The sequence below is a fragment of the Microbacterium sp. genome (assembly GCF_044340635.1).
Taxonomy (GTDB): domain Bacteria; phylum Actinomycetota; class Actinomycetes; order Actinomycetales; family Microbacteriaceae; genus Microbacterium.
In genome coordinates this window covers 132,943-159,307 of the sequence record NZ_JBIITF010000001.1, presented here as the reverse complement: position 1 = coordinate 159,307, position 26,365 = coordinate 132,943, and the positions used below count along the sequence as shown (strand labels likewise).

Below are 26,365 nucleotides of genomic sequence, written 5' to 3'. Positions count from 1 at the left end.
CCATGAAGAAGATCATCTACGCGCTCCTCACCACGCTCACCGGGCTGGTGCTGCTCTTCAGCTACCGGACATCTCTGGACGCCATCCCACCGACCGCGACTGAACCCGCCGTCAGCGGATCCACGACTACCGGGACCACCGCCAGCGGTGGAACTACCGGGGGCGATGCCAATCTCAACGGCAGTGCTTCCTCACCCCCGAGCCCGTCTCCGACGGCCGCGTCGTCGCTCGCTGATGGCACGTACACGGGCGATTCAACGGGCACGCGATACGGGCCCGTGCAGGTGCAGGTCACCGTCGCGGGGGGTCAGATTAGTGATGTGCAGGTGGTGGACTACCCGGACGGCAACGGTCGTGACCGTCAGATAAATCAGAACGCGATCCCGCAGCTTGTCAGCGAAACGGTGCGAGCGCAGAGCGCGCAGATCGACATGGTGTCAGGTGCGACGTACACCAGTCGCGGCTACGTGACCTCTCTGCAAAGCGCGCTCGACCAGGCGCAGAGCTGATGCGCGCCATCATCCCTCCCCGCCACGTGTGGGTCGAAGAGATCATGGGGATACCGATCAGCGTCCACGTCCGCTCCCGCGGCCCGCAACCGGCCACCGGCACCCGGCGTGCCGTGGACGCGTGCTTCAGCGAGCTCCGCGACATCGACCGTGTCTTCTCCACCTATCGGGACGACTCCGATATCAATCGGATCCGCAGGGGCGAGCTGACCATCAAGGACGCGGACCCCAGGGTTTCGCGAGTCGCCGAGCTGTGCTGTGAGGCCGAGCGCGAGACGAATGGGTTGTTCTCGGCCGACTGGCAGGGCTGGTTCGACCCGACCGGCCTAGTCAAAGGGTGGGCGGTGGAAATAGTTGCGCGCACACATCTCGCGTCGTTGGTCCCGCAGGACATCGCTGTTGGCATCAACGCGGGCGGCGACATGCAATTGTTCACCGCCCCCGACACCGACTGGCGCTGGAATGTCGCGATCGCGGACCCGTGCCACCCGGGTGAGGTAGCGGCGACCATCACTATTGAGAACGGGGCTGTCGCCACCTCAGGAGTCGCGGAACGCGGTCGGCACATCGTCGACCCGCGAACAGGCAATCCCGCAGTCACGGTAGCAAGCGCAACCGTTGTAGCCGATGGTCTCGCCCAGGCGGATCTCTGGGCGACGGCGGCGGTGGTCGCCGGCTACGCGGACCGGTCGTGGATTTCCCGCGCAGAGACTCGCACAGGCCTCATCATCGCGGCGGACGGGCGAACCTCACGTTGGCTCGGGAGAACGTGCGTTGACACGGTTGCCGTGTGATCAGGCCGCAGGCAATCGCACCAAGAAGGTCGTCCCTCTATCGGAAGTTGCTTCCACCTCGATGGACCCGCCCGCCCTGACGGCGATGTCGCGCACGAGGGAAAGGCCGAGCCCGAACCCACGCCTGCGGCCGCTGTCCGCCGAGCGGGCGAAACGGTCGAACACCCGGTCGACTGCGATCCCGGAAATGCCGCCACCTTCGTCGGCGACCCGGATGAGCGCGAACGACTCCGCGCTTCTGACGGTGATGCGAACGATTCCATCCTCGGGGGAGTGTTGGACGGCGTTGTCGACGAGAGCGACTATCGCCCTCATCAGCGTGACCGGCGGCACCCGCACCGCCACATCCTGGTCGGCATCGACGATCAGGGTCACGGATGCCTGATCGGCAAGCGCCTGCAGGGATGCGGCGGCAGCCTCCGCGGCGACAGACACGAGCGCCGGACCTGCTGCGGCGGGTGTGTTCTGCTCTGCCGATATCAAGAGGTCGTTGAGCACGTCGTTCATCATGGTCGCATCCCGACGCAAAGCCGCGAGGTTGTCCTCGATCGGCTCACCTCGCGCATGTCGACGCTGCAGGACCTGTATTCGGCTGGTCAGGGTGGTGAGTGGGGTGCGCAGCTCATGGCTGGCGTCTGCAACGAAATCTTGCTGAAGGCGGAGGGCATCACTGAGAGGTTGCACAGATCGCCGCGCTGCGAGCCACGCGACGACCGCTAAGAGCAGCACACCGACGACCCCGAGGAGGATCACAGCCGGCAATACCTTATCGATGTCGACGACGAAGTCGTCGCCAGAATGATCACCGCCTACCCCCGGGCCGTGTTCTGCCCCCTCCCGGCGAGAGGTGAGCAGGATCACCAGAACGAGGAGGCCCACACCTGCGGCGATGATGAGTGCCGACGCGACTCCTACGTACAGGCCCACGGCGCGGGACGCGCGGCGAACATAGAGGAAGTCGTTGCTCATGACGGACTCCCGGCCCGGTATCCGCGGGAACGAACGGTCTCGATCATGTCGGGAGTGGACTTACGCCGCACGTAGTGCACGTAGGTGTCGACTGAGCTCGTTGTCTCGCCATCAGGAAAGACCGCGCGGACGATCTCTTCACGACTGAACACGTGGTCGGGACTGCTGGTGAGGAGTGCGAGCAGAGCAGATTCAGTCGCCGTGAGCGAGATCCGGAAGCCGGACGGGTCGTAGAGCGCCTGCGACTCCGGGGTGAAAACCCAGTCCCCGATGCCACGCCGTTCGCCGTCTGCGCGGAATGCGCGGCGCAGGGCACGTAGCCGCGCGAGCAACTCGCCATAGTCGAACGGCTTCACCAAGTAGTCATTGGCGCCGCCATCCAACCCGGATACTCGATCGTCGATTGTTCCGAGCGCGGTCAGCATGAGAATCGGAGTTGTGATCCGGGCAGCACGGACTGACCGGATGAATTCCACGCCGTCCATCCCCGGCAGTCGACGATCCACCACCATCACGTCGTATGGACGGCCGAGCGCCTTTCGAACACCCGACTCCCCGTCCGTCGCGAGATCGACGGTATACGCGTCGGACAGCATCTCCACGGTAAGAGCGGCGATCTCTGCGTCGTCCTCGACGTAGAGAAGTGAACCCCTCTCGGTGCCCGGAGTGCGGTCCATGCGCCCCCTCCCCGGAGTGCGGTCCATGCGCCCCCTCCCCGAAGTGATTCTCCAGCTTAGGCGCCAGGGCATGTATCGCGACTTGTGCGGCGGCCGAAGGCTCCCACCCGCGTACCCGCATCACGCACGAGGGTCTCAGTTAAGTACAGCTTTTCAAGACATCGGCCCCCACCTTTCGCCCCGGTCGGCGTCAGCGTGATTCCGCGGCGCGAGTCGTCTCGGAAAGTTGTCTTGCCGTGATCTGTCTTACCCCGCTGCGTTGCTGGGTTTATTGAGGCACACTGGCGGTATGAGGCTTTTGGGATACACGCGAGTGAGCACGTCCAGTCAGGATGCGCAGCTGCAGCTCGACGCGCTCGTCTTAGCCGGCGTGCAAAAGCGCGACGTGTTCGCGGACGTCACGTCGGGAAGTCGGGCGGCGATCGAACGCCCCGGGATGAAGAAGCTTCTCGAGCATGCTGCCGAGGGCGACACGGTGGTCGTCTGGCGGGTTGACCGTCTCGGCCGTTCTCTGATCGACGTGCTGAACACGGTGAACCTGTTGCGCGGGCGGGGCGTGCACGTCCGATCCATCTCGGACGGGATCGACCCTGCGACATCGACCGGGCGGTTGATGTTGAACATGCTGGCCACCCTCGCGGAGTACGAGCGCGAACTGATCGTCGAGCGAGTCACCGCCGGGATAGCGGCCGCCCGACAAAACGGGACACGGTTCGGCCGCCCCGTGTCCGACCCCGCGGTGATTGCGGACAAACTTCAGCTGGCAAGGGAGGCGCGGGCGAAGGGACGCACCGCTGAGGACGCTGCCCGCCTGGTCGGGTGGAGCCGCGCCACTCTCTACCGTCACCAGCAAGCGGACGCTGCGCGCGGAAGCGCCGCGATGTAGGTGAGGCGTGGACGCCGAGGAGCGGTGGCGGGTGCTTCGACTTCATGTCGAAGACCAGGTTCCACTCGCGGCCCTCGCCCGCGACACCGGAATCAGCGCCCGCACACTGCAACGCTGGCACCGCCGCTACCTGGACGGCGGGATCTCCGGACTGGACCTGCAGCCCCGCATCGACGCAGGAACCCGGCGCACAGCTCCCGAGACCGTCGCGTTCATCGAACGGCTCGCGCTGACCAGACCACGGCCGAGCCTCGCGACGCTTCATCGGCTGACCGTTGCGGAAGCGACCCGGGAAGGTAGGCCGGTCCCCAGTTACGCGACGGTGCGAGAAGTCGTGCGCGGGCTTGATCCTGCGCTTGTGACGCTGGCGCTGGAGGGGCCGGCGTCGTACCGCGACCGGCACGAACTTGTCCTTCGCCGTCGTGCTGACCGGCCGAACCAAACCTGGCAGTCCGATCACACCGAGCTAGACATCCTCATCGTCGGCTCCGACGGGAAGCCGGATCGACCATGGCTGACGACGGTAATGGACGACTACTCTCGTGCGATCTGCGGATACACCGTCTTCACCGGGGCACCCTCGGCGCTGAACACGGCACTCGCGCTCCGTCAAGCGATCTGGCGAAAGACCGACCCGGCATGGGCCATGTGCGGTCTCCCCGACATCCTGCACGTCGACCACGGCTCTGACTTCACCAGCCACCATCTTGAGCGCACCGCGATCGCGTTGCACATCCGCATCATTCACTCGATCGTTGGCCGCCCTCAGGGTCGAGGCAAGATCGAACGATTCTTCGGCACGATCAACACCGAACTCCTCGCCACACTCCCCGGCCACCTCGGACCAGGCAGCCGCACCCCTACACCGTCGATGGATCTACCCGCGTTGGATCAAGCGATTGGGGCGTTCATCACCGTCTACAACGACCGACCGCACTCCGAGCTTGGAGTTTCGCCGAGGGACGCATGGGTCGCCGACGGCTGGCTTCCGCGGATGCCCGACAGTCTCGAGTACCTCGACACACTCCTCCTTACTGTGCCGAAGAACCGGATCGTGCAAAGAGACGGGATCCACTTCCAAGGCCAGCGCTACCTCGCTCCCACCCTCGCCCCGTTCGTGGGACACCCGATCACGATCCGGTACGACCCGCGCGACATCTCCGAGATCCGCGTCTACGACCACGACACCTTCATCTGCGTCGCCATCGACGAAGCCCACCCGAACCTCAGACTGAGTCTCCGCGACGTCGAAACCGCCCGACGAGCACGCCGACGCGAACTGCGCAAGATCATCAACGAGCGCATCCCGACTACCGCCGCCCGACCTGAACTCCGCCGCGCACCTCAGCCGGCGCGGCGGAACAGGCTGCGCACCTATGAAGAGGACGAGTGATGGGCCAGGCATTCATCGTGACCAAGGAGCACCGACGCTTCATCGAGTTCGCGAATGCCGTCCGGAAAGAGCGAACCATCGGCATCTGCCACGGCGACGCTGGCGTGGGAAAGACCCAATCCGCCCGTAGATACGCCAACTGGGACACTCTCGAGCCGTACATCGATGAGTGGGGACCGCGCAGCGATGCGGACGATGCGTTTTACGCTCTGGCCAACCGGTCCCGCACTGTCTTCTACACGCCAGAAGTTCTGCCTCGACCAAAGGAACTCGTCCGCGAGATCGGTCATTGGCAGATCAAGGTGGACATCTGCGTGGAGGAACACCAACGCACGATCGGTAACGTCACCGGCCAGCGCTCACACAAGAATTCCTTCGTCGAGCTGCTCATCATCGACGAAGCCGAACGGCTCACCCCGATGGCCCTTGAACTGCTCCGGGACCAGCACGACCGCACCCACCTCGCCATCATCCTGGTCGGCATGCCCGGCATCGACCAACGCTTCAGGCACTACCCGCAGCTGTACAGCCGGCTCGGGTTCTCCCACCACTATCGAGCGCTGGGACGCGACGAACTGCTCTTCGTCCTCGACAGACACTGGAAACGAATCGGACGCACCCTCGACCCTGAAGACTTCACCGACGCCCAGGCCATCGCCGCCATCGAACGAATCACGCGTGGCAACTTCCGGCTTCTCGAGCGCCTCTTCCCCCAGATCGCCCGGATACTCAAGATCAATCAACTCGAAGCCATCACCGACGACGTCGTCGAAGCCGCCGCAAGCATCCTCGTCATCGGCGACTAGACGACACCGAGCAATCAAAATCCGCCGCCACCAAGACCTGAACTCCACATGCATTGTCCTCGGAGAAGGGGCGGGTGTTCTCGGCCCAACCGACGGGCGAGAGCCAGGTGAGCCAGGAGCTGTCTATGCGTTGCAGGTCATCACTCGGGGTGCCCAGGGCGTTGCCCAACCCGGCCACGACGAACAGCGCGAGCAGAGTCCAGACGGATGCGGAGTTGGCGCCTCGTGACGTTCGGAACAGCTGGCCCCCGACGAGCCCGACACCGAGGAAGACGAGCCCGACCGAGCCGGCCGCGCCGCCTGTGACGACCGAGCCGACCGGCTCGAGCCCCGTCGCGATGAACGCGACGGCGACAAGCGCCGCGAGAAGCAGGTTGGACAGCGTTCCGTGGACGACGGTGGCTATAAGAGGCGCAGAACGCGATGCGGGCGTGGCGCCGAGCAGCTCCGCACGCCCCGTCTCCTCCTCGCCACGTGTGTGGCGGACCGCGAGGAACGTGCTCATGAACGCCGCGAGCAGACAGAGCCACGGGAGGATCAGGAACGTGATGAACGCGCCTTCGTCGGCGCCCGACGGCAGGCCACGAAAAAGCAGGATGACGGGGTTGGCGATCGCCGCTGCGAGCAGGGACGTGCGGTCCTGGGCGGTCCCGTATGACTCGGAGACGCCGATGTACGCGAAAGCGGCGAGCAGCGATGTCCCGATCGTCCACATCGCGATCTGCAGTCGGTCGCGCCGGATGCGCTGCCCGAGCAGCGTGGCGACGCCGTTCATCGCGCCCCGCCCACGCTGGTTTCGCTGCGCCCGCCGTCGCGTTCGCCGAAGTGACCCCCTTCTCCGTAGTGCCGCAGGAACAGCTCCTCGAGCGAGGGAGGTGTGATGTTCAGGCCCTGCACCTTCTGGCGGGCGAGTTCGGGGAGTACGTCCGTGACGGCATCGGAGTCGACGGTGAAGCGCACGCGTCCGTCTTCGACGACGAGGTCGTGTGCCCCGGGGAGCGCCTCGTCGCCCCGTGCTGGGGTCGGCGCGTCGAACGAAATCTCCGTTCGCGTGAGGTGCCGCAACTCTGCGAGGGTTCCCGTCTCGACGATTCGACCGGACCGGATGATGGACACCCGGTCGCACAGCTGCTCGACCTCGGACAGGATGTGGCTCGAGAGCAGGACGGTGGCCCCGGCATCCCGGATCCGCGCGATCTCGCGGCGGAACATCACCTCCATGAGGGGATCGAGTCCGCTCGTCGGCTCGTCGAAGATGTAGAGGTCTGCGGCAACCGACAACGCCGCGATGAGGGCCACCTTCTGGCGATTGCCCTTGGAGTACGCCCGACCCTTCTTGCGGGGGTCGAATTCGAAGGCAGCGCCCAAGCGCTCCTTCTCGGCGCGGAACACGGGGTCCCGCGTGTTCGCTCCTCGAAGGCGTGCAAGCAGGTCGATAGCTTCGCCGCCCGACAGGTTGGGCCACACGCTCACGTCGCCCGGGATATAGGCGATGCGCCGGTGGATGGCGACCGCGTCGTGCCACGGGTCGAGTCCGAAGACGGATGCTTCACCCGAGGTGGCGCGTGCGAGCCCCAGCAGCACCCGGATGGTGGTGGATTTTCCGGCGCCGTTGGGGCCGAGGAATCCGTGTATCTGACCCGCGTCGACCGCCAGGTCGAGGCCGTCGAGGGCGTGAACGCGACCGTAGTACTTCGTCAGATTGCGTGCGGAGATCACAGGGTTCTGTGGCGTGGACATGCCTCGGAAGGTACACCCGTTTCAGGAAATTGTGAATACGAGAAATTGGCGGAGGAGGCAACCTTCGACGCTCTGCAACGCCATGTATACGCTGTCAGGCAGATTACTGACATAAATGCCCATGGAAGGTGTTTTTGTATACACTATTCACGTCCGCGATGAGGGGAGTGTGCTGTGCGAGCCAGCGATCGAGCGTACGCGACCCTCCTCCGCGAGATCCAGGACGGTGACCTCGCACCCGGTGCCGTTCTGGCCGAGGTCGAGCAGGCCACTCGGCTCGGCGTCAGCCGCACGCCTCTTCGTGAGGCCCTCGGCCGCCTCGCCGCAGACGGGCTCGTGGTCCAGCAGTCGCCGCGGGTGACGGTCGTCGCCGCGATCGACATCGCGGACATCCGTGGTCTCTTCGAAGTGCGGCGCGCGCTCGAAGAAGCAGCCGCACGCCTCGCCGCTGAGCGAGGCGACGCCACGGCCTTCGCGGACCTGGCTCGCGCGTTCGGGGAGGCCGACCTGACGGCCTCCGAGAGTGTCGAGGACTACTACGAATTGATCAGCCGCTTCGAGCGCCAGCTCGACAGCTCGGTCGCGAACGTCTTCCTGACCGCCGCCCTGAGGAACGTCCGCACGCACCTCGTGCGTGTACGGCGGCTGGCGCGCGACAATCCCGATCGCCTCGAAGCCTCCGCCGGCGAGCATCGGCTCATCGCCTCGGCGATCGCGGCGGGTGACGCTGACCTCGCGGCTCATGCGACCCACGTGCACCTTCACAACGCGCTCGAGAGTGCGCTCGCCAACATCTCCGAACTGTCGAACATCCCCGCCCCGCTTCTGGAAGGCACCTCATGACCCAGCTTCACCACGTCCGCGTCCACCGCAGCGACGAGAACCTCGACCGTGAGGGCCAGCTCGCGTGGAAGATCGCCGCGGTCGCGACAGACCCGGTTGCGGTCGAGTCGGCGGTCATCGACATGATCATCAACCGCGTGATCGACAACGCGGCCGTCGCCGCGGCCTCGCTGACTCGCGCCCCCGTCAGCGCCGCGCGCCAGCAGGCCCTCGACCACGCCGTCTCGGCGAACGGCCACGGCGGCACGATCTTCGGATGTGCGATCGAGCGCCGGACGAGCCCCGAGTGGGCGGCGTGGGCGAACGGCGTGGCCGTTCGCGAGCTCGACTACCACGACACCTTCCTCGCCGCCGAGTACTCGCATCCGGGCGACAACATCCCGCCCATCGTCGCGGTCGCGCAGCACGTCGGCGCGGATGGTGCCGCGCTCGTCCGCGGACTCGCGACGGGGTACGAGATCCAGATCGACCTGGTGCGTGCGATCTCGCTGCACAAGCACAAGATCGATCACGTCGCCCACCTCGGCCCCTCGGCAGCCGCGGGCATCGGCACGCTGCTCGACCTCGACGCCGACACCATCTACCAGGCCGTCGCACAGGCGCTGCACACGACCACGGCCACGCGGCAGAGCCGCAAGGGCGAGATCTCGACATGGAAGGCGCACGCCCCGGCCTTCGCCGGCAAGATGGCGGTCGAGGCCGTCGACCGGGCGATGCGCGGCGAGACGAGCCCGTCGCCGATCTACGAGGGCGAGGACGGCGTGATCGCGTGGTTGCTGGACGGCAAGGATGCGTCGTACGACGTTCCGCTGCCCGCGCCGGGTGAGGTCAAGCGCGGCATCCTCGATTCGTACACGAAGGAGCACTCGGCCGAGTACCAGGCGCAGGCGTGGATCGACCTGGCCCGCAAGCTTCACGAGGGCCGCCCTGAGCTGGCCGACCCTACGCGTATCGAGAGTGTCGTGCTGCACACGAGCCACCACACGCACTACGTGATCGGCTCGGGGGCGAACGACCCGCAGAAGTACGACCCCACGGCCTCCCGCGAGACCCTCGACCACTCGATCCCGTACATCTTCGCCGTCGCGCTCCAGGACGGCGGATGGCACCACGTCGATTCGTACACCCCCGAGCGCGCACAGCGCCCCGACACCGTGGCGCTGTGGCAGAAGATCACGACCGCCGAGGACGCCGAGTGGACCCGCCGCTACCACTCCGAGGATCCGAACGAGAAGGCATTCGGGGGTCGCGTCGTGATCACCCTCACGGATGGCACGGTCATCGAGGACGAGATCGCGGTGGCTGACGCGCATCCGCTCGGCGCTCGACCCTTCGCGCGGTCAGATTACGTGCGCAAGTTCCGCCTGCTCGCCGAGCCCGTGCTCGAGCCGGCCGAGATCGAGCGGTTCCTTTCGCTGGCCGAGCGGCTGCCCGAACTCACCGCCGATGAGGTTCGGGAGCTCACGTTCGTCGCGAAGCGCGGTGTGCTCGAGGCGGCGCCGGCGCCGAGGGGCCTCTTCTGATGCTGTACGCCACGACCCCGGCCGCCGAAAAGCGCCGCCTGTTCCGCGAGCGCCTCGCCACGGGCGAACTGCTGCGGTTCCCGGGCGCGTTCAACCCCCTGAGTGCTCGGCTCATCGAGCGCAAGGGCTTCGAGGGCGTCTACATCTCGGGCGCGGTGCTCGCGGCCGACCTTGGCCTTCCCGACATCGGCCTCACGACCCTCACCGAGGTCGCCGGGCGCGGACAGCAGATCGCCCGGATGACCGAGCTGCCCGCGATCATCGACGCCGACACGGGCTTCGGCGAGCCCATGAACGTCGCGCGCACGATCCAGACCCTCGAGGACGCGGGCCTGGCGGGGGCCCACATCGAAGACCAGATCAACCCGAAGCGGTGCGGGCACCTCGACGGCAAGGCCGTGGTTGACGAGAACACCGCGATCAAGCGGATCCGCGCCGCGGTCGACGGCCGCCGCGACCCGAACTTCCTCGTGATGGCCCGCACAGACATCCGTGCTGTTGAGGGAATGGATGCCGCGACGGACCGCGCCCGTGCGCTCGTGGATGCCGGGGCCGACGCGATCTTCCCCGAGGCCATGCGCACGCTCGAGGAGTTCGCCGCGATGCGCGCCGCGGTCGACGTGCCGATCCTGGCCAACATGACCGAGTTCGGCAAGAGCGAGCTGTTCACGGCGGATCAGCTGCGCGATGTGGGCGTGAACATCGTGATCTGGCCCGTCTCTCTGCTGCGGATCGCGATGGGTGCTGCCGGGCGAGCCCTGGACACACTCGACACCGAGGGGCATCTCACGGGCAAGCTGGATGAGATGCAGCATCGCGCAGACCTGTACGACCTGATCGACTACGAGCAGTACAACCGCTTCGACACCAGCGTCTTCAACTTCACCATTGCGAAGGAGTGACCATGACCGACATCGAGATCAAGAAGGGCCTGGCGGGAGTCACGGTCGATTACACCGCCGTCAGCAAGGTCAATCCCGAGACGAACTCTCTGCTCTACCGCGGCTACCCCGTGCAGGAGCTGGCGGCGACCCAGCCGTTCGAGGCCGTCGCCTACCTGCTGTGGCACGGAGAGTTGCCGGATGCCGAGCAACTGGCCGAGTTCGAGGCATCCGAGCGCGCGCAGCGATCCCTCGACGACAACGTGAAGCAGACGATCGACCTGCTGCCGCTCGACGCGCACCCGATGGATGTCGTGCGCTCCGCCGTATCTGTGCTCGGAGCGTCGGCAGCGGATGTCTCGGACAACTCACCCGCCGCGGACCTCGCCAAGGCGAAGCTGCTGTTCGCGAAGATCCCGGCCATGGTCGCCTATGACCAGCGCCGTCGCCGCGGGCAGGATGCGACCCCGCCGCGGGCGGATCTGGACTACTCGCGCAACTTCCTCTGGATGACTTTCGGCGAAGAGCCCGACGAGGCCGTCGCCCAGGCATTCAACGTCTCGATGATCCTGTACGCCGAGCACTCCTTCAACGCCTCGACGTTCACGGCCCGCGTCATCACGAGCACCACGGCGGACCTGTACTCAGCCGTTGTGGGGGCGATCGGGGCACTCAAAGGCGCACTGCACGGTGGCGCGAACGAGGCTGTCATGCACATCTTCGACGAGATCGGCACCGCCTCGAACGTCGTGCCGTGGCTCGATGACGCCCTCGAGAACAAGAAGAAGATCATGGGCTTCGGGCATCGGGTGTACAAGCGCGGCGACTCGCGCGTACCCACGATGAAGGCCTCGCTGGATGAGCTCGTCGAGCACTACGGCGCCCGCGATCTCGCCGATCTGTACGCGGCGCTCGAGGCTGAGTTCGTCGGCCGCAAGGGGATCTATCCCAACCTCGACTACCCGTCGGGCCCGGCATACCACCTGATGGGCTTCGACACCCTGACCTTCACGCCGCTGTTCGTCGCCGCGCGGGTGACCGGATGGACCGCGCACATCATGGAGCAGACGGCGTCGAACGCCCTCATCCGCCCGCTGTCGGAGTACATCGGACCCGATGAGAGGCACGTCCCGGGCAGCTGAGGCTCGACACCCCGACGAACGGACGCGGCCCCCCACCCGAAGGTGAGGGGCCGCGTCCGTCGCTTGTGCGGGGTCAGTCCTGTAGCTGGTTCCGCCGGCGCATGGCGTACAGTGCACCGCCCGCGACGAGCAGCATCGTGGCCCCCAGGGCGAGGCCCATCGGCAGCTCCGATCCGGTCGTGCTCAGCTGGCCCGCACGGACCACCGTGACGCCGATCCGCAGCGGCTCGAGGCCCTCCGATGTGATGACCAGCGTGTGCGCACCGAGAGCGAAGTTCGCGGGGATGGCCACCGAGAACGCGATGCGCCCCGAAGCATCCGCCGGCGGGATACCCGTCACGACGATCGGATCGCTGAAGAGCGTCGCTCCGACGACCTGGCCGGGCTTCAGCCCCGTCAGGACGACGTTCAGCGTGCCGCCCTGCTCGACGTTGCCCGAGCCGACGTTCACGGTCGCCCACATGTCGTTCGTGGGGGTCGTGGGCGTGGGGCTCGGCGTCGCCGTCCCGACGACCGCGCGGCCGAGCGGTGCCGGATCGACGGTCTCGAACTCCTCGAAGTACGCCACGGATGCCGACAGGTCGACCTGCCCGGTGTCCGTCCGCTCCGTGCCCTGGGCGAAGGTGACGAAGTTGTCGCCACCCGCCGCGAGGAACGAGTTGGTCACGATCGTGACCTCGTCGCCGGGCTCGACCGCGGAGCCGTTCAGGCTCATCGACAGGATGCGCGAGCCGGATGCCGCGGCCGCGTCGTACGTGTACGTGAAGCCCTCCGAGATGCCGAGGTGCAGCTTCGGTCGCGAAGAGCTGACGGGCTGCCACTGCTCCTCGAGCACCTGCATCAGCTGCGCGCCGGTGAGCGTCATCGTGACCAGCGTGTTGGCGAACGGCTGGACGTTGGCGACGTCGCGGTATGTCATCGTGCCGTCCTCGCCGTACAGCAGGTCGGCGCGGAGCCCTCCGGGGTTCATCAGGCCGATGACCGCAGGCTCGCCCGCGTAGTCATCGTTCGACGTCGCCCAGAGGTACATGTCGGCGACCAGGTTGCCGAGCGTCGACTCGACGCCGCGGTCATCGCCCGGGGGCGTTCCGCCGCGCACGATGTCGGCGCTGATGGCGCCCACCTCGACCGCGCCCGCTTCCTCGGCGGCAGCCGAGGCTTCGTCGACGATCTCCTGCACGGTCGGGTCGGCCGGGTAGTGCGGGAGCTCGTCGTCGCCGACCAGCGGCACGAGCGAGCCCGCGATCGACACGAGCTCCTTCGATTCGGTGTCCACCGAGATGTCGAGCTTGCCGAGCGTCGTGCCGTACTGGTGGGCCTGGATCACCGGACGCTCCGTCCCGACGACGCCCTCGACGGGTACCTCGCAGACGTAGGACTGGTGGGTGTGGCCCGAGACTATGGCGTCGATCTCGACCGAGGCGCCGTTCACGAGGGCTGCGTAGTCCGAGTCGCCCGAGGCGATCGTCGTGCAATCCTCGGTCGGTGCGCCGTCGTGCGTGAGCAGGACGATGACATCCGCCGCCTCCGCTTCGGTGATGTCCGCAGCGACGCGGTTGGCCGCCTCGAGCTGGTCACCGAATTCGATGTCGGCGATGCCCGTGGGTGTGACCATTCCGGCCGTGTCGGGGGTGACGGTGCCGATGAAGGCAACCCGCACTCCGTCGATGTCCTCGACGACGTACTCCTGCAGGGCGGGGGTCTCGGTGCCCTTCAGGTAGACGTTCGCGCCGAGGCCGAACTGTCCGCCGCCGAAGCGGGGCAGCACGCGGTCGGTCAGGTCGTCGAAGCCGGCGTCGAACTCGTGGTTGCCGACGGCGCTCACATCGAGGCCGGCGGCGACGAGTGCGTCGATCGTCTGGTTGTCCTGCTGGATGAACGACGTGAACGTCGAGGCGCCGATGTTGTCGCCCGCCGACACGAAGAGCGTGTTGGGGTTAGCGGTCTCGAACGAGTCCACGGCGCCCGCGAGCACGGCGGCGCCGGCCTCGCCGTTGCCGAAGTTGGCTTCGAGGCGGCCGTGGAAGTCGTTGATCGTCAGGACCTGGATGTCGGTTGTCTCCGGGGCCAGTGCGTCATCGATTGCGAAGAGCGTCGTCGTTCCCGAGACCTCGTTGCCGACGGCGAGCATCGGCTCACCGGTGGGGGAGGCGTCCGCCGAAATGAACGTGATGCCCTCGGGGCCGAGGTCGCCGGCCGCGGACAGGACGGACGAGGGGTCGTCAGCGTCTTCGACCGAGACCGAGAAGTCGCGGTTGTTGATGTAGGTGACGAACTCGGATGCCGCGGGCGAGGTGACGTCGTAGACGGCGATGCCGCCCACCCGCTCGAAGCCGATGAACGCGTACGTGCGTCCGCTCAGCTCACCGATCACGACGCTTTCCGGCTCGGGGCCCTTGTCGTCGGAGCGACCCTCGAGGTTCGACTCGGAGTGGTTCGAGTTGAAGTACTCCGGCGCCGCGGCGTGCGTGATCTCTTCGAAGTCCGAACCGGAGTCGAAGACCTGCTCGCCGGACGTGGTCCAGATCGAGAAGGAGCGCGCCCCGAAGGAGTAGAGCTCTTCGTAGCAGGTGGCGTCCGCATTCAGCCCATCGGCAGTGGTCACGTTCAGGCGGCCGAGGTCGGCGTCGCCGGTCATGTCGGCGAGCGGGCTGGACTCGCAGATGGGAAGGAGCCCATCGTCACCCAGGTCCTTCACGCGTGCACCCTCGACATAGTCGCCCCACTCGCGGGCGTCTCCCTCGTTGGCGGTGACCAGGTAGGTCTGGCCACCCGCGCTGTACGAGGCCATGCCGTCGGGCATGTAGATGCCGTTGAGCCCATCGAAGGTGCGCAGGTTGAAGGTGGGGGCATCCCGGGGGTCGCGGTCGCTCGCGTCCAGCGCGTTCTCTGCGAGCCCGTGGTCCTTGAATCCGAGTGGCCACAGCGCCGTGACGGTCGCGGACACGAGGTCGATCTCGGCGATCGCGTTCGCCTCCTGCAGAGCCGCGTAGGCGGTCGTTCCATCGGTGACGATGTACTCCGGCTCGAGGTTGCGCGAGACCGGGAAGTCAGCCCCGACGGTGGGGCCGAACACGCGCACGCCGTCGGGCAGGTTCTCGCCCTCGAAGGCATGGAAGTCCGCGATGCGAACGGCGCCCTGGTCGGGCGCGGCGACCGTGCCGAGTGCGGGCAGCGCGACGACGCCGATCGACCCTTCGGGGTCGTTCGTGAAGTCGTCAGAGGGCTCACCCTCGTTCGCCACGACGGCGTAGGCGCCGTCGGCCGTAACGGTCACCATGTCGGGCAGCGCCCCGACGGCGACACTGCCCAGAATGGTAGGCGCATCTGCGTTTGCGTCGAAGAAGACGAGGGTTCCGGCATCGGTCTTCGTCTCGTTCTCGAAGGCGACGACGCCCAGGCCGTCCTCGCGGACCGTGACCGAGTTCGCAACGCCGGCGCTCTCGATCGCGTACAGCTTGGCGATGGCCGTCGGATCCGAGTAGTCGAGCACGTCGACGGCGCCGGCCTGCGCGTTGACCACGAACAGGCGGTCGCCGTGCGCGGCGACGATTTCTGCGGCGGAGGCGTCGAAGACGCCGGTCTCGAAGGTACCCACCGGAGAAAGCGACAGTGCGGCGCCCTCCGAGGAGTATGTGATCGGGTCGGCGACGATCGCCGCGGTGGCCGGCGACGGAGCCGGCGCAACGATCAGGGTGGCGGCCGCTATCGCTGCGGCGGCGGGGAACGCGACGAAGCGAGCGCGTCGCGGTCGGGATGTCAGGCTAGGCATGGAGTCCTTTGGGTCGGCATCTCGTGCGGGCGGATCGCCCACGCTCCTGCCTAACGAGGTGTGGTGTCGCACGGATGACCGGTGGTGTCGTGCCGGTGAACGGAGCGCGAACCCCGTACGAAGACCGGCGGGGCGCCCGGGCGACAGGCCTTGCCGCACCCGGCGAATAGACTCGAGCGGAAGGAGTGGGCCCCATGAAGACGCCGCTGCCGTTCACCCGCACGGCATGGCCGGGGGTCGCGGCGTCGAATCGGGACGCCCCGAAACCGGCGCCTCGATCGCAGGCGCATCGCATTCGGGGCCTGACACGCGGCCAGTGGCTCGCCGCCGTTGTGATCGGCGGGGCCGCGATCCTCTTCGCGACCGGCATGGTCATCGCGCTGACCCGCTGGGTCGTGAGCCTCGACGAGGTCCGTGCGTTCCTCATGACATACCCCGGCATGTACACGCCCCCGATCGCCGTGGCGCCGGGCTTCCCCGCGTGGGTGCAGTGGCAGCACTTCTTCAACGTCTTCCTCATGGTGCTGATCATCCGTACGGGGTGGCAGGTACGCACGGAGAAGCGACCGGCCGCGTTTTGGTCACCGCGTTCGAACAAGAAGCGCCGCATCAGTCTGAACCTGTGGTTTCACAACGCACTCGACCTGCTCTGGTTCGCAAATGGCGTGATATTCGTTGTGCTGCTCTTTGTCACAGGGCACTGGGTGAGGCTGGTCCCGACCAGCATCGAGGTGTTTCCGAACGCGGTGTCGGCGGGGCTGCAGTACGTGTCGCTGAACTGGCCGACCGAGAGTGGCTGGGCCAACTACAACAGCCTGCAGCAGTTGGCGTACTTCACGACGGTGTTCATCGCGGCGCCGCTCGCCGCGATTACGGGAGTGCGGATGTCGGGGGTCTGGCCGAAGAATGCCGCCCGACTGAACCGGGCGTTCCCGATCGAGTGGGCGCGGGCCCTGCACTTCCCGGTGATGCTGTACTTCGTGGTGTTCATCATCGTTCACGTCACCCTCGTGTTCGCGACGGGGACGTTGCGCAACCTGAACCACATGTACGCCGGAAACGACGGCCTCGGCTGGACGGGCTTCTGGATCTTCTCTGCCTCGACGGCCGTGATCGTCGCCGCGTGGATCGCCGCGCGCCCGGTGGTGCTGGTGCCTATCGCGCGCCTGTTCGGCACGGTCAAGACCCGCTGACGCCGCCCGTCGCCCGACGGCGGCTATGACGGCCAAACACCTCTTTCGCGACGAGACACCTCCAGCCACAGGGTGTTTGGCCGCAGGATGGGTGTTTCGGCGACGTAGCGGGCGGCGGGCGGGCGGGAACGCGGGCCGGACCCGGGGGATATCCCCCTGTGGAGTTTCCGGATGCCTCGGGCGCGCGCCAATAGGGCCCAGGCCTACCGTGGAGCCATGTCCAGCACAGTCCTGACCGAACCCCGCGTGCGGTCGCCCCTCGCCTCCCCGGGACGCATCTCGCTCTCGGCCCTCCACCTCGTCGCCCTCGGCCTGGTGGGCCCGATCGTCTTCACGATCCTCATCACCCTGCTGAGCGTCGGCCTGAGCCTCGTCCTCGTGGTCGGGATCGGCCTGATCTTCCTGATCGCGTTCGTCTATTCGCTCTTCGCGATCGGATGGCTCGAGACGGCGCGCATCGACGGGCTCTACAACTTCGGGCTCCCGGTGCGGCGCGCCCGGCGCAGTCCCAAGTCCGGTTTCGGCGGCTTCCTGCACACGATCTGGCTCCAGTTCATCGATCCCGGGATGTGGCGCGGGGTCGCGAACTTCGCGATCGCGTCGGTGCTGGGAATGATCGTCCTGGGGTTTCTGGGTCTTCTGACCTCGGGCATCGTGCTCTCCTTCGCCCCGATCTTCGCCGATGCTGGCACGGTTCCGCTCGGCAATACGGGGCTCGATGTCGCGACCGCGTGGGCCGTACCCGCGGGCGTCATCGCGGCGATCTTCTCGCTCGCGGCGATCATCGGGCTCGCCATCCTGCAGGGTGTGATCGCCCGCGCCGTCCTGGTTCCCTCCCGCGAGGCGCAGCTCGCCGAAGCGGCGCGCGCCTCTAACGTGCAGCGCGCCGGTGCCGTGCGCTCGGCCGAGGTCGAGCGGACGCGCATCGAGCGCGATCTGCACGACGGGGTTCAGCCCCGACTCGTCTCGGTCGGCATGACGCTGGGTCTTGCCCAGCAGAAGGTGGATGACGATCCGGCCGCCGCCAAGGCGCTCATCGCCGAGGCGCACACCTCCACCAAGGCCGCGATCACCGAACTCCGTCAGCTCGCCCGGGGAATCCACGCATCCGTGCTCGATGACCGCGGACTCGACGCCGCGCTGTCGGCGCTCGCCTCGCGATCGCACATCCCCGTCGTGCTCGACGTTCGCCTGACCGCGCGGTGCAGCAAGGCGGCCGAGGCGGCCGCCTACTTCGTCATCGCCGAGTCGCTCACCAACGCCGCCAAGCACTCGCGGGCGAGCGAGGTGCGGGTCCTCGTCCGAGAACGCGAGGGCGGCATGCTGTGGGCCCGCGTCGAAGACAACGGCATCGGCGGTGCGCACGTCACCCCCGGCGGCGGCATCGACGGCATCTCGCAGCGCGTGATCGGGGCGGGCGGTTCGTTCCGCCTCGACAGCCCGGTCGGTGGACCGACGACCGTAGAGGTGAGTGTGCCGTGCGCATCCTGATCTGCGAGGACTCGGTCCTGCTACGCGAGGGGCTCGTGCGCCTACTCGAGGACGCCGGTCACACCGTGGTCGCTGCCCTTCCCGAGGCGTCGGAGCTGGACGCGCGGGTGGCGGCGGATGCGCCGGAGCTCTGCATCCTGGACGTCCGGCTGCCCCCGACCTTCACCGACGAGGGTATCCGTGCCGCTCTGCGCCTGCGCGCGGCACACCCCGATCTACCGGTGCTCGTGCTCTCGCAGTACGTCGAGGAGCGGTACGCGACCGACCTGATCGCCGGTGAGGGCGGGGCGTTGGGGTACCTGCTGAAGGACCGCGTGGCCGATGTCACCGAGTTCCTCGAGACGGTCGCCCGGATCGGCGCTGGAGCCACAGTCTTCGACCCCGAGGTCGTCGCCCAGTTGCTCGGACGCCGTCGCCGGGACGAGAGGATGCGCCGCCTCACCGAGCGCGAGCGCTCCGTGCTCTCGCTCATCGCCGAGGGCAACTCGAACCAGGCCATCGCCCGCGCCCTGCACGTCAGCGAGGGCAGCGTCGAGAAGCACATCACGGCCGTCTTCCAGAAGCTCGATCTCGAGCAGGACGACTCCGGCAACCGGCGGGTGCTCGCAGCACTCGCACACATCGAACACGGCGGCGACGCGAACTACGGCGACGCCCCTCAGACAGGAGCACTCCGATGACCGACCAGCTCACACCCCCGGCGCCGCCCGCACCTCCCGCACCCCCGACGGGCGCGGAGGACGGCCCGGGCCCCGTGCCCGAGAACAGGCCCGGTCCAGCCTCGCAGTCCGCGAAGGTCGTCGCGATCCTCACGGCGTCGCTCGGCGGCGTCATCGCCCTCGCACTCGTGGGCGGCACCGTGATCTCGACGATCGCTGCCGCATCAGTGCGCACCGAAACACAGGCCGTCGACGCCACCGGCGTGAACGGGCTCGACGTCGACGTGTCGGCCGGATCCTTCCGCATCGACTTCGCCGACGTGGACGACGCGACGCTCGATGTGACGGGTGGATGGGCCGGCGGCGGATGGACTCTCGAGCGCGACGAGGACGAGCTCATCGTGTCGGCGCCCGACTGGTCCTTCGGTGGCGGGTGGCTCTTCGGCGGCGATGTCCGCGCGACGCTCACGCTGCCGCGCGAGCTCGAGGACACCGTGCTCGATGCGCAGTTCACCGTCGCTGCCGGCGACCTCGACGCCTCCGGTCGTTTCGGCGAACTCGAGGTCGATCTCGGCGCCGGAGAGGTGAACGTCTCGGGTGAGGCGCGCGATATCAGCGCGGACATCAGCGCGGGCCGCGCCGAACTCGACCTGTCGGGTGTGCAGTCCGCGGATCTCACGGTCAGCGCCGGCCAGCTCGACGGTCGATTCGACGGTTCGCAGCCACGACTCGTCGAGGTGAATGTCAGTGCCGGATCCCTTGACCTGGCCCTGCCGGACGGTGACTACGACGTCACGTCCAACGTGTCTGCCGGCCAGCTCGACAATCGGCTCGATACGTCGGCCTCGGCGTCGAACCGTATCGCGGTGGAGCTGTCAGCGGGTCAGGTCATCCTGCGCAGCGCCGACTGAGAACGCGCCGTTCGGTCGATTCGGGCTCGCTCGGTGGATCTGATCCGCAGAAGGGACCCGAATCGACCGAGTCGCGCGTGAGCCGAGGCTCAGCGGACGAAGCGGACTTCGGTGATCGTCTCGCCGAGGAAGGGCTCCTTGTGCGATGCTCCGTCGAGCGTGAAACCGTTGCGGTGGTAGAAACCGTGGGCCCGCGGGTTGTCGTCCGCGACCCAGAGGTAGACCTTCTCGTCGGCTGGGACGACGGCGTCGAACAGTCGCTGACCGATGCCCGTGCCGTGCCAGGCGGCGAGCAGGTAGATGAAGTAGAGCTCGCGCGACCGCGGGGCGTCATCGTCCCGGGCGGGACCGGCGCCGGCGAAGCCCACGATCTCGCCATTCACGAGGGCGGCGTACTGGATGTAGTCGGGGCCCTGGTTCATCCAGTGGGTCCACAACTCGGCCATGCGCCGGGCGGATACGCTCTCGAGCGCAGCGCGGCTGATGAGGTGGTCGTAGGTCTCGTGCCAGCAGGTGGCGTGGACCCGACCCAACGCCTCGGCGTCTACGTCTCGAACAGGGCGGACAACGACATCGGTCTGGAGCTCGGCTTCCATGGCGAGACTCTACGTCAGCCTCCCGCGCGGGGGAAATCGAGGTGTGCACGGGGAGGGGATACCTCCGGCTCCGGTCTACCGAGCCCCCGGCAACCTGTCGGGAGCACACAACGAATCTCGGCGGATTCGACGGCAGGGTCCGGCCATCGGTAGCGTCACGCCTCGTGAATGTGATCTGGCGCACGCTCCTCGTGATGCTCGCCGCGCGGCGTCGGCTGCGGCGCGAGGGGCTTCTTCCGCCCACGACGGTGGGACGCATCCGGCTGCGGACTCTCCCCACGGACATCGACGTCCTGCGGCACATGAACAACGGCCGGTACCTCTCGCTGTTCGACCTCGGGCGCTGGGACCTGCTCGTGCGCACGGGGCTCGCCGACGCGATGAGGGAGCACGCCTGGTACGCGGTGGTTTCGAGCGAGACGATCACCTTTCGAAAGTCGCTCGGGCTCTGGCAGCGCTTCACGCTCGAGTCGCGCCTCATCGGCCACGACGATCGGGCGATCTACCTCGAGCATCGCGCCGTCGTGGACGGCGAGATCTATGCACGCGCCATCATCCGTGCCCGGATGCTGAAGCGCTCGGGCGGTTCGCTCGGCCACGAGGAGCTGTTCGCGGCGGTCGGGCGTCCCGAGGGATTGCCCGAGGTGCCGGACTGGGTGCACGAGTGGGCCGCGGCATCCACCCTGCCCTCGCCCCGATCGGCGGCGCCGAGCGACTGGTCCTGACCCACCGCTCCTGACGGCGCGCGCAGATCGACGCGCCGAGGTGAGCCCGGCCCGCTCGAGGCCTCGGACGTAGTCTGAGGAAATGCCGCAGCCCGAGCCGAACGACGCCTCGTCCGAGCGGACGAATGCACGCGAGGAAGAGGCCGTGCGCCTCGCCGAGAAGTGGGTCGCCGAGTCCGCCGAGGGTGCTGTCGACCCCGCGGCGCGTCGCCTGGCCGGGATCCTCGGTGACCGAAACGGATTGCCCTTCACCGTGGGGTTCGTCGACGGGGTCATGCGTCCCGAGAGCTTGGTGGCCGCAGCGTCCCACCTCCACCGTGTCGCCCCGCTCGTCCCCGAGTTTCTGCCCTGGTATCTCCGAGCGGCGGTGCGACTCGGTGGCCAGGTGGCGCCCGCCCTGCCGAGCCCCGTCGTGCCGATCGCGAGGCGCGTGCTGCGCGAGATGGTGGGGCACCTGGTCGTCGACGCACGTCCCGCCAAGCTCGGCCCGGCGATCGAGCGGCTGCGCGCCGACGGGTCGCGTCTGAACCTCAACCTGCTGGGCGAGGCGGTTCTGGGTGAGACCGAGGCGCGGCGGCGGCTTGACGGCATCCATGAACTGATCCTCCGCCCGGACGTCGATTACGTGTCGGTCAAGGTCTCGGCGATCGTGTCCTCCGTGTCGATGTGGGCGTTCGACGACACCGTCGAGCGAGTCGTGGAGCGCCTGCTTCCGCTCTACCTCAGCGCGGCAGGGGACGGCACGTTCATCAATCTCGATATGGAGGAGTACCGCGACCTCGACCTGACGATCGCGGTGTTCACCCGCCTGCTCGAGGACCCGCGCCTGGCCTCGCTCGAGGCGGGCATCGTGTTGCAGGCCTACCTGCCGGATGCCCTCCCCGCGCTGCGCGAACTGACAGCATGGGCTCGCGTCCGGGTCGCGTCGGGAGGTGCACGCATCAAGGTACGCCTGGTGAAGGGTGCCAACCTCGCCATGGAGCGGGTGGATGCCGTGATGCACGGCTGGACGCTGGCGACCTACGACAGCAAGCTCGATACCGACGCCAACTATCTGCGCTGCCTGGACGAGGCTCTGCGCCCCGAAGCGACGGCCGCCGTGCGGTTGGGAATCGCCGGACACAACCTGTTCGACATCGCCTACGCCTGGCTGCTCGCCGGCGAGCGCGGCGTGCGGGAAGACGTCGACGTCGAGATGCTGTTGGGAATGGCGCAGGCGCAGGTCGCCGCCGTCGAGCGCGAGGTGGGACGGGTTCTGCTCTACGTCCCCGTCGTCCGGCCTGACGAATTCGATGTCGCGATCAGCTACCTCGTTCGTCGCTTGGAAGAGAGCGCGTCGAGCGAGAACTTCCTGTCCGCCGCCTTCGACCTTCATCACGACCCGGCCCTGTGGCAGCGGGAACGCGCGCGCTTCGGATCGTCCATCGCCCGTGCATCCGAGGCCTCCCTGCCGACAGGCCCGCGCCGTCGTCCCCGGGCCGCCGTCGTCACGCGCGAACCCTCCGTTGCCGGTGATCTGGACCTGGACGAAACGCTGCCGGCCATCCGTCGCCCCGCGCCCTCGGAGCCCGATGCGGGACTCACGCAGGTCGTGCTGGGCATCGCCGAGGGAGCCAACGCGGGCACGCTCGGCGAGATCGACGCCCCCGCGCCGTCGCCCTTCCGGTTCAGCGACGACCTCGTCGAGACCGCGGTCTACGCGCCGCGGGAAAAGGACGCGGATGCCGCAGCTCTCGGCCCCTCGAACGCCCGGTTCTCTAACGCCCGCGACTCCGACCCGTCACTGCCCGAGACACGTCTGTGGGCGGGCGACATCCTGGCCCGCGTGCCCGGCTCCGAGGCCGGAATCCGCACGATCCTCGCCGCCCGTGTCGACTCCGAGTCGCGGCTCGACGATCTCGTTTCTCGGACGCGCGAGGCGGGCGGCGCCTGGGGTTCGCGTTCCGCCGCTGAGCGTGCCGCGGTTCTGGTGCGTGCTGCATCCGTTCTCGAAGCCCGTCGCGGGGACCTGATCGAGGTCGCCGCATCGGAGACGGGGAAGGTGTTCGCGGAGGCGGACGTCGAGGTCAGTGAGGCCGTCGACTTCGCCCGCTACTACGCCGCCACCGCACGCGAGCTCGACGCCGTCAGCGGCGCCGTTTTTGTACCCGCGCGGTTGACCCTGGTCGCACCGCCCTGGAATTTTCCGCTCGCGATCCCCGCCGGTGGTGTGCTCGCGGCGCTCGCCGCCGGATCCGCGGTCGTGTTCAAGCCCGCGCCCCAGGCGCGGCGCTGCGCGGCCGTGCTCGCCGACGCCCTGTGGGACGCCGGGGTTCCCCGTGACGTGCTCGCCCTCGTGGATATCGAGGAGGGCGAACTCGGACGGCAACTCGTCACACACGAGGGCGTCGATCGGGTCATCCTCACGGGTTCGTGGGAGACGGCGGCGCTCTTCCGCTCATGGCGCCCCGATCTGCCCCTGCTCGCGGAGACGAGCGGCAAGAACGCGATGATCATCACGTCGACCGCGGATCTGGATCTCGCGGCACGCGACCTGGTGCGAAGCGCGTTCGGGCACGCCGGACAGAAATGCTCGGCGGCGAGCCTCGCGATCCTCGTCGGCCCGGTCGCGCGGTCTCGCCGGTTCGCCCGCCAGCTCGTCGATGCGACCGCGTCGCTGCGGATCGGGATGCCCGAGGATCCGCGCTCCGATGTCGGACCCCTCATCGAGCCCCCGACGGGCAAGCTCGACTGGGCGCTGACGACACTCGACGACGGCGAGCGCTGGCTCGTGAAGCCACGGCCGCTGGATGCCCAACGGCGGCTCTGGACCCCCGGCATCCGCACCGGTGTGGAACCGGGTTCGCGCTTTCATCGTGAGGAGTTCTTCGGCCCGGTTCTCGGAATCATGCGTGCCGGTTCGCTCGAGCAGGCCATCGAGTTGCAGAACGCCGTCGACTACGGGCTGACCGCCGGGCTCTACACGCAGGACCCGGCCGACCTGCAGCGGTGGCTCGAGAGTGTCGAAGCCGGCAACCTGTACGTCAATCGCGGGATCACGGGCGCGATCGTGCGGCGCCAGCCGTTCGGTGGCTGGAAACGTTCGTCGGTCGGCGCCGGAACTAAGGCCGGTGGGCCGAACTACCTGGTGGGCCTCGGCTCGTGGCGACCCTCGGCGGGCGGTGCGCGCTCGACGTCGCTGCACCTGCGCGGGTTGGACTCGCGCCTGACCGCGATCATCGAGGCGGCTCAGGCCACGCTCGATTACGAGGCCTTCGAGTGGGTGCGCCGCGCAGCCCTGTCGGACGCCATCTCGTGGGATCGCGAGTTCGGGCAGGTGCGCGATGTCTCGCGCCTCGGCGTCGAGCGCAACCTCTTCCGATACCGCCCCGTCCCCGTCGCCGTACGCGCGGCGGGAGACGCCGACTGGCGTGCCGTGCTGCGCGTGGTGCTCGCCGGCGTTCGTGCTCGGTCGCGCTTCTCGCTGAGCGCGCCGGTTGCGCTCCCGCCCGCGGTTCGACGCGTCCTGTCCGAGCTGGACGTGGAGGTGCGCGTCGAAACCGATGAGCAGTGGATCGAGAGGATGGCGAAGCGCGCGGCCGAGGTCGTGGCGGCGTCCCTGCTCTCGGCGGGCGCGGACGACGTGGCTGTCACCCCCGAGCCGCGTGCGCGTCTGGTCGGGTCGCCGGGGGCCGTCGCGTCCCTGCGCGCGGCCCTCGCGGAAGCCACGGGCGGCCACCCCGACCTGGCCGTGTACGCCGACGAAGTGACGACCGCGGCCCGGATCGAACTGCTGCCGTTCCTGCGTGAGCAGTCGATCTCGATCACGGCCCATCGCTTCGGCACGCCCGACCCGTGGAGCGAATCCGTCATCTAGAGGTATTCGTCTTCCGAGAAGACCCGAGATAAAGAATTTATCTATCTGGACCTTGCCGCGGTCGCCCGCGACTATGGCTGTGGGGGGATGAGTAACGCCGTCCGGATTCGGGCTCGACGGCGGGTCTCTCTCGCTGAGTGATCAGCGACCCCGGTCGCCCGCAATCTGAGTCGGGCGGCCGGGGGACGCCTCACGTTCGAGAGGTCTCGCGCGTGCTGTCCTCGAGGGGAACGGTGAAGCCCTCGATCATGCCGAGGATGCTTATCCCGAACAGCGTCCACTCGCCGCTCGGTATGTCGGCGCCGTCGGGGACGTCGTACATCGGATGGTTCAAACCCTCCGCCGCGCGAATCGCAAAGCCCTCGCCGAGCGCCGCCATCGCTTCCGTGAAATCGACGATCGTCATGGGCTCACGCATCCGGCGCTCGTATCGCTGAAGCAGAGCGCCGTAGAGCGCGGCGAATGCATCGATCGACTCGCGATGCCGCACGGCGCTCGCCGCGCGAAGCTCGGGCCACGCTCCCGCGGCGGTTCGGAGCGCAAGCGCTGTGATGAACGCATGGGAGTCGCGGGACTCGGGCTCGAGGTGGAACTTCGAGGAGTAGGTGACCTGGTCGAGCGCCGCCGCGCGCACCACTTCCACGAGCGGACCGTTCGCGGCCAGGATGTCTTGGATCGCGATCATCGCACTCGTGACCGGCGGGGCGAATCGCACGCCCACCATGGCGACGGCGAGATCGCGATGGAAGTCGTCCTGATCGGCCCAGATCCGGTACGCCGCGCCTGTTGTCAGGCCCACGGAGCGGAGTACCTCTTGCAGTCGGACGTGCTGCACGCCGGCGGTGACCCCTCGTTCGAGCAGCAGATGGATGGCTGCTTCGAGGATGAGTGTCCGAGTTTCGTCGGCGGAACGGCGCGGCATGCCCATAGCCTGGCAGGATTCCGGGGCGGTTTCCGTCTCACTTCGACGCATGTCAAGAATAGTTGACATGCGTCGCG

The 26,365-nt window shown here is 67.7% G+C and carries 22 protein-coding genes; 15 read left to right on the top strand and 7 right to left on the bottom strand.

The window, feature by feature from the left end; translation table 11 throughout:
* The first annotated feature begins 2 nt into the window (after positions 1-2).
* Both ACIQ0W_RS00730 and ACIQ0W_RS00725 read left to right on the top strand, forming a co-directional pair.
* Positions 3-509, top strand: a complete 507-nt coding sequence (locus ACIQ0W_RS00730) for an FMN-binding protein (RefSeq protein WP_128217840.1) — start codon at positions 3-5, stop codon at positions 507-509.
* Positions 509-1,303: an FAD:protein FMN transferase gene (locus ACIQ0W_RS00725; RefSeq protein ID WP_128217841.1), complete on the top strand. Its 795-nt coding sequence runs from the start codon at positions 509-511 to the stop codon at positions 1,301-1,303. Before ACIQ0W_RS00730 ends, ACIQ0W_RS00725 begins: the two co-directional genes overlap by 1 nt.
* Here ACIQ0W_RS00725 and ACIQ0W_RS00720 read toward each other — a convergent pair whose 3' ends face one another.
* Positions 1,304-2,272, bottom strand: a complete 969-nt coding sequence (locus ACIQ0W_RS00720; protein ID WP_128217842.1) for a sensor histidine kinase KdpD — start codon at positions 2,270-2,272, stop codon at positions 1,304-1,306. It lies immediately after the preceding gene.
* Positions 2,269-2,949, bottom strand: coding sequence for a response regulator transcription factor (locus ACIQ0W_RS00715; RefSeq protein ID WP_292903264.1), 681 nt, complete (start codon positions 2,947-2,949; stop codon positions 2,269-2,271). Before ACIQ0W_RS00715 ends, ACIQ0W_RS00720 begins: the two co-directional genes overlap by 4 nt.
* A 289-nt stretch (positions 2,950-3,238) precedes the next feature.
* Between ACIQ0W_RS00715 and ACIQ0W_RS00710 the strand changes: the two genes are divergently transcribed.
* From ACIQ0W_RS00710 to ACIQ0W_RS00700, 3 genes are read left to right on the top strand one after another with little or no spacing between them, the layout of a single operon-like run.
* Positions 3,239-3,835, top strand: a complete 597-nt coding sequence (locus tag ACIQ0W_RS00710; protein ID WP_128217851.1) for a recombinase family protein — start codon at positions 3,239-3,241, stop codon at positions 3,833-3,835.
* Positions 3,836-3,842: 7 nt separating this feature from the next.
* The gene (locus ACIQ0W_RS00705; protein ID WP_128217844.1) at positions 3,843-5,228 is read left to right on the top strand and encodes a Mu transposase C-terminal domain-containing protein; all 1,386 of its coding nucleotides are present in this window, start codon (positions 3,843-3,845) and stop codon (positions 5,226-5,228) included.
* Positions 5,228-6,034 (top strand): AAA family ATPase, encoded by an 807-nt coding sequence (locus tag ACIQ0W_RS00700; RefSeq protein WP_138173519.1) that lies wholly within the window; start codon positions 5,228-5,230, stop codon positions 6,032-6,034. Before ACIQ0W_RS00705 ends, ACIQ0W_RS00700 begins: the two co-directional genes overlap by 1 nt.
* Here ACIQ0W_RS00700 and ACIQ0W_RS00695 read toward each other — a convergent pair.
* Positions 6,021-6,809 (bottom strand): hypothetical protein, encoded by a 789-nt coding sequence (locus ACIQ0W_RS00695; RefSeq protein WP_396640998.1) that lies wholly within the window; start codon positions 6,807-6,809, stop codon positions 6,021-6,023. The genes ACIQ0W_RS00700 and ACIQ0W_RS00695 overlap by 14 nt on opposite strands.
* A complete protein-coding gene (locus ACIQ0W_RS00690) occupies positions 6,806-7,774 on the bottom strand; it encodes an ATP-binding cassette domain-containing protein (protein ID WP_396640997.1) in 969 nt (322 codons plus the stop codon). The genes ACIQ0W_RS00695 and ACIQ0W_RS00690 overlap by 4 nt, the downstream gene beginning before the upstream one ends.
* 174 nt (positions 7,775-7,948) lie before the next feature.
* Between ACIQ0W_RS00690 and ACIQ0W_RS00685 the strand changes: the two genes are divergently transcribed.
* From ACIQ0W_RS00685 to ACIQ0W_RS00670, 4 genes are read left to right on the top strand one after another with little or no spacing between them, the layout of a single operon-like run.
* Entirely contained in the window at positions 7,949-8,617 is a 669-nt protein-coding gene (locus ACIQ0W_RS00685) for a GntR family transcriptional regulator (RefSeq protein WP_396640996.1), read from the top strand.
* Positions 8,614-10,140, top strand: a complete 1,527-nt coding sequence (locus tag ACIQ0W_RS00680; RefSeq protein WP_396640995.1) for an MmgE/PrpD family protein — start codon at positions 8,614-8,616, stop codon at positions 10,138-10,140. The genes ACIQ0W_RS00685 and ACIQ0W_RS00680 overlap by 4 nt, the downstream gene beginning before the upstream one ends.
* Positions 10,140-11,042, top strand: coding sequence for a methylisocitrate lyase (prpB, locus tag ACIQ0W_RS00675; protein WP_396640994.1), 903 nt, complete (start codon positions 10,140-10,142; stop codon positions 11,040-11,042). The genes ACIQ0W_RS00680 and prpB overlap by 1 nt, the downstream gene beginning before the upstream one ends.
* 2 nt (positions 11,043-11,044) lie before the next feature.
* Positions 11,045-12,163 carry a bifunctional 2-methylcitrate synthase/citrate synthase gene (locus ACIQ0W_RS00670; RefSeq protein WP_396640993.1) on the top strand — a complete coding sequence of 373 codons (1,119 nt, stop codon included), beginning with the start codon at positions 11,045-11,047 and terminating at the stop codon, positions 12,161-12,163.
* Between the two features lie 73 nt (positions 12,164-12,236).
* Here ACIQ0W_RS00670 and ACIQ0W_RS00665 read toward each other — a convergent pair whose 3' ends face one another.
* Positions 12,237-15,935: a choice-of-anchor I family protein gene (locus ACIQ0W_RS00665; protein ID WP_396640992.1), complete on the bottom strand. Its 3,699-nt coding sequence runs from the start codon at positions 15,933-15,935 to the stop codon at positions 12,237-12,239.
* 194 nt (positions 15,936-16,129) lie between these two features.
* Between ACIQ0W_RS00665 and ACIQ0W_RS00660 the strand changes: the two genes are divergently transcribed.
* The 4 genes from ACIQ0W_RS00660 to ACIQ0W_RS00645 all read left to right on the top strand — a co-directional run bounded on the left by ACIQ0W_RS00660 (position 16,130) and on the right by ACIQ0W_RS00645 (position 20,189).
* A complete protein-coding gene (locus tag ACIQ0W_RS00660; protein WP_396640991.1) occupies positions 16,130-17,128 on the top strand; it encodes a cytochrome b/b6 domain-containing protein in 999 nt (332 codons plus the stop codon).
* 216 nt (positions 17,129-17,344) lie between these two features.
* On the top strand, positions 17,345-18,619 hold the full coding sequence (locus ACIQ0W_RS00655; RefSeq protein WP_396640990.1) for a histidine kinase: 1,275 nt from the start codon (positions 17,345-17,347) through the stop codon (positions 18,617-18,619).
* The gene (locus ACIQ0W_RS00650) at positions 18,607-19,299 is read left to right on the top strand and encodes a response regulator (protein WP_396640989.1); all 693 of its coding nucleotides are present in this window, start codon (positions 18,607-18,609) and stop codon (positions 19,297-19,299) included. Before ACIQ0W_RS00655 ends, ACIQ0W_RS00650 begins: the two co-directional genes overlap by 13 nt.
* A complete protein-coding gene (locus tag ACIQ0W_RS00645) occupies positions 19,296-20,189 on the top strand; it encodes a hypothetical protein (protein ID WP_396640988.1) in 894 nt (297 codons plus the stop codon). The genes ACIQ0W_RS00650 and ACIQ0W_RS00645 overlap by 4 nt, the downstream gene beginning before the upstream one ends.
* An 89-nt stretch (positions 20,190-20,278) precedes the next feature.
* On the opposite strand, the gene ACIQ0W_RS00640 is transcribed toward ACIQ0W_RS00645, so the two are convergent.
* Entirely contained in the window at positions 20,279-20,785 is a 507-nt protein-coding gene (locus tag ACIQ0W_RS00640) for a GNAT family N-acetyltransferase (RefSeq protein WP_396640987.1), read from the bottom strand.
* Between the two features lie 164 nt (positions 20,786-20,949).
* On the opposite strand from ACIQ0W_RS00640, the gene ACIQ0W_RS00635 reads away from it, so the two are divergent.
* Together ACIQ0W_RS00635 and ACIQ0W_RS00630 are read left to right on the top strand one after the other, a co-directional pair.
* Entirely contained in the window at positions 20,950-21,510 is a 561-nt protein-coding gene (locus ACIQ0W_RS00635; RefSeq protein ID WP_396640986.1) for a thioesterase family protein, read from the top strand.
* Between the two features lie 82 nt (positions 21,511-21,592).
* On the top strand, positions 21,593-25,366 hold the full coding sequence (locus tag ACIQ0W_RS00630) for a proline dehydrogenase family protein (RefSeq protein ID WP_396640985.1): 3,774 nt from the start codon (positions 21,593-21,595) through the stop codon (positions 25,364-25,366).
* Between the two features lie 190 nt (positions 25,367-25,556).
* On the opposite strand, the gene ACIQ0W_RS00625 is transcribed toward ACIQ0W_RS00630, so the two are convergent.
* The gene (locus tag ACIQ0W_RS00625) at positions 25,557-26,288 is read right to left on the bottom strand and encodes a hypothetical protein (RefSeq protein ID WP_396640984.1); all 732 of its coding nucleotides are present in this window, start codon (positions 26,286-26,288) and stop codon (positions 25,557-25,559) included.
* Positions 26,289-26,365 lie beyond the last annotated feature (77 nt).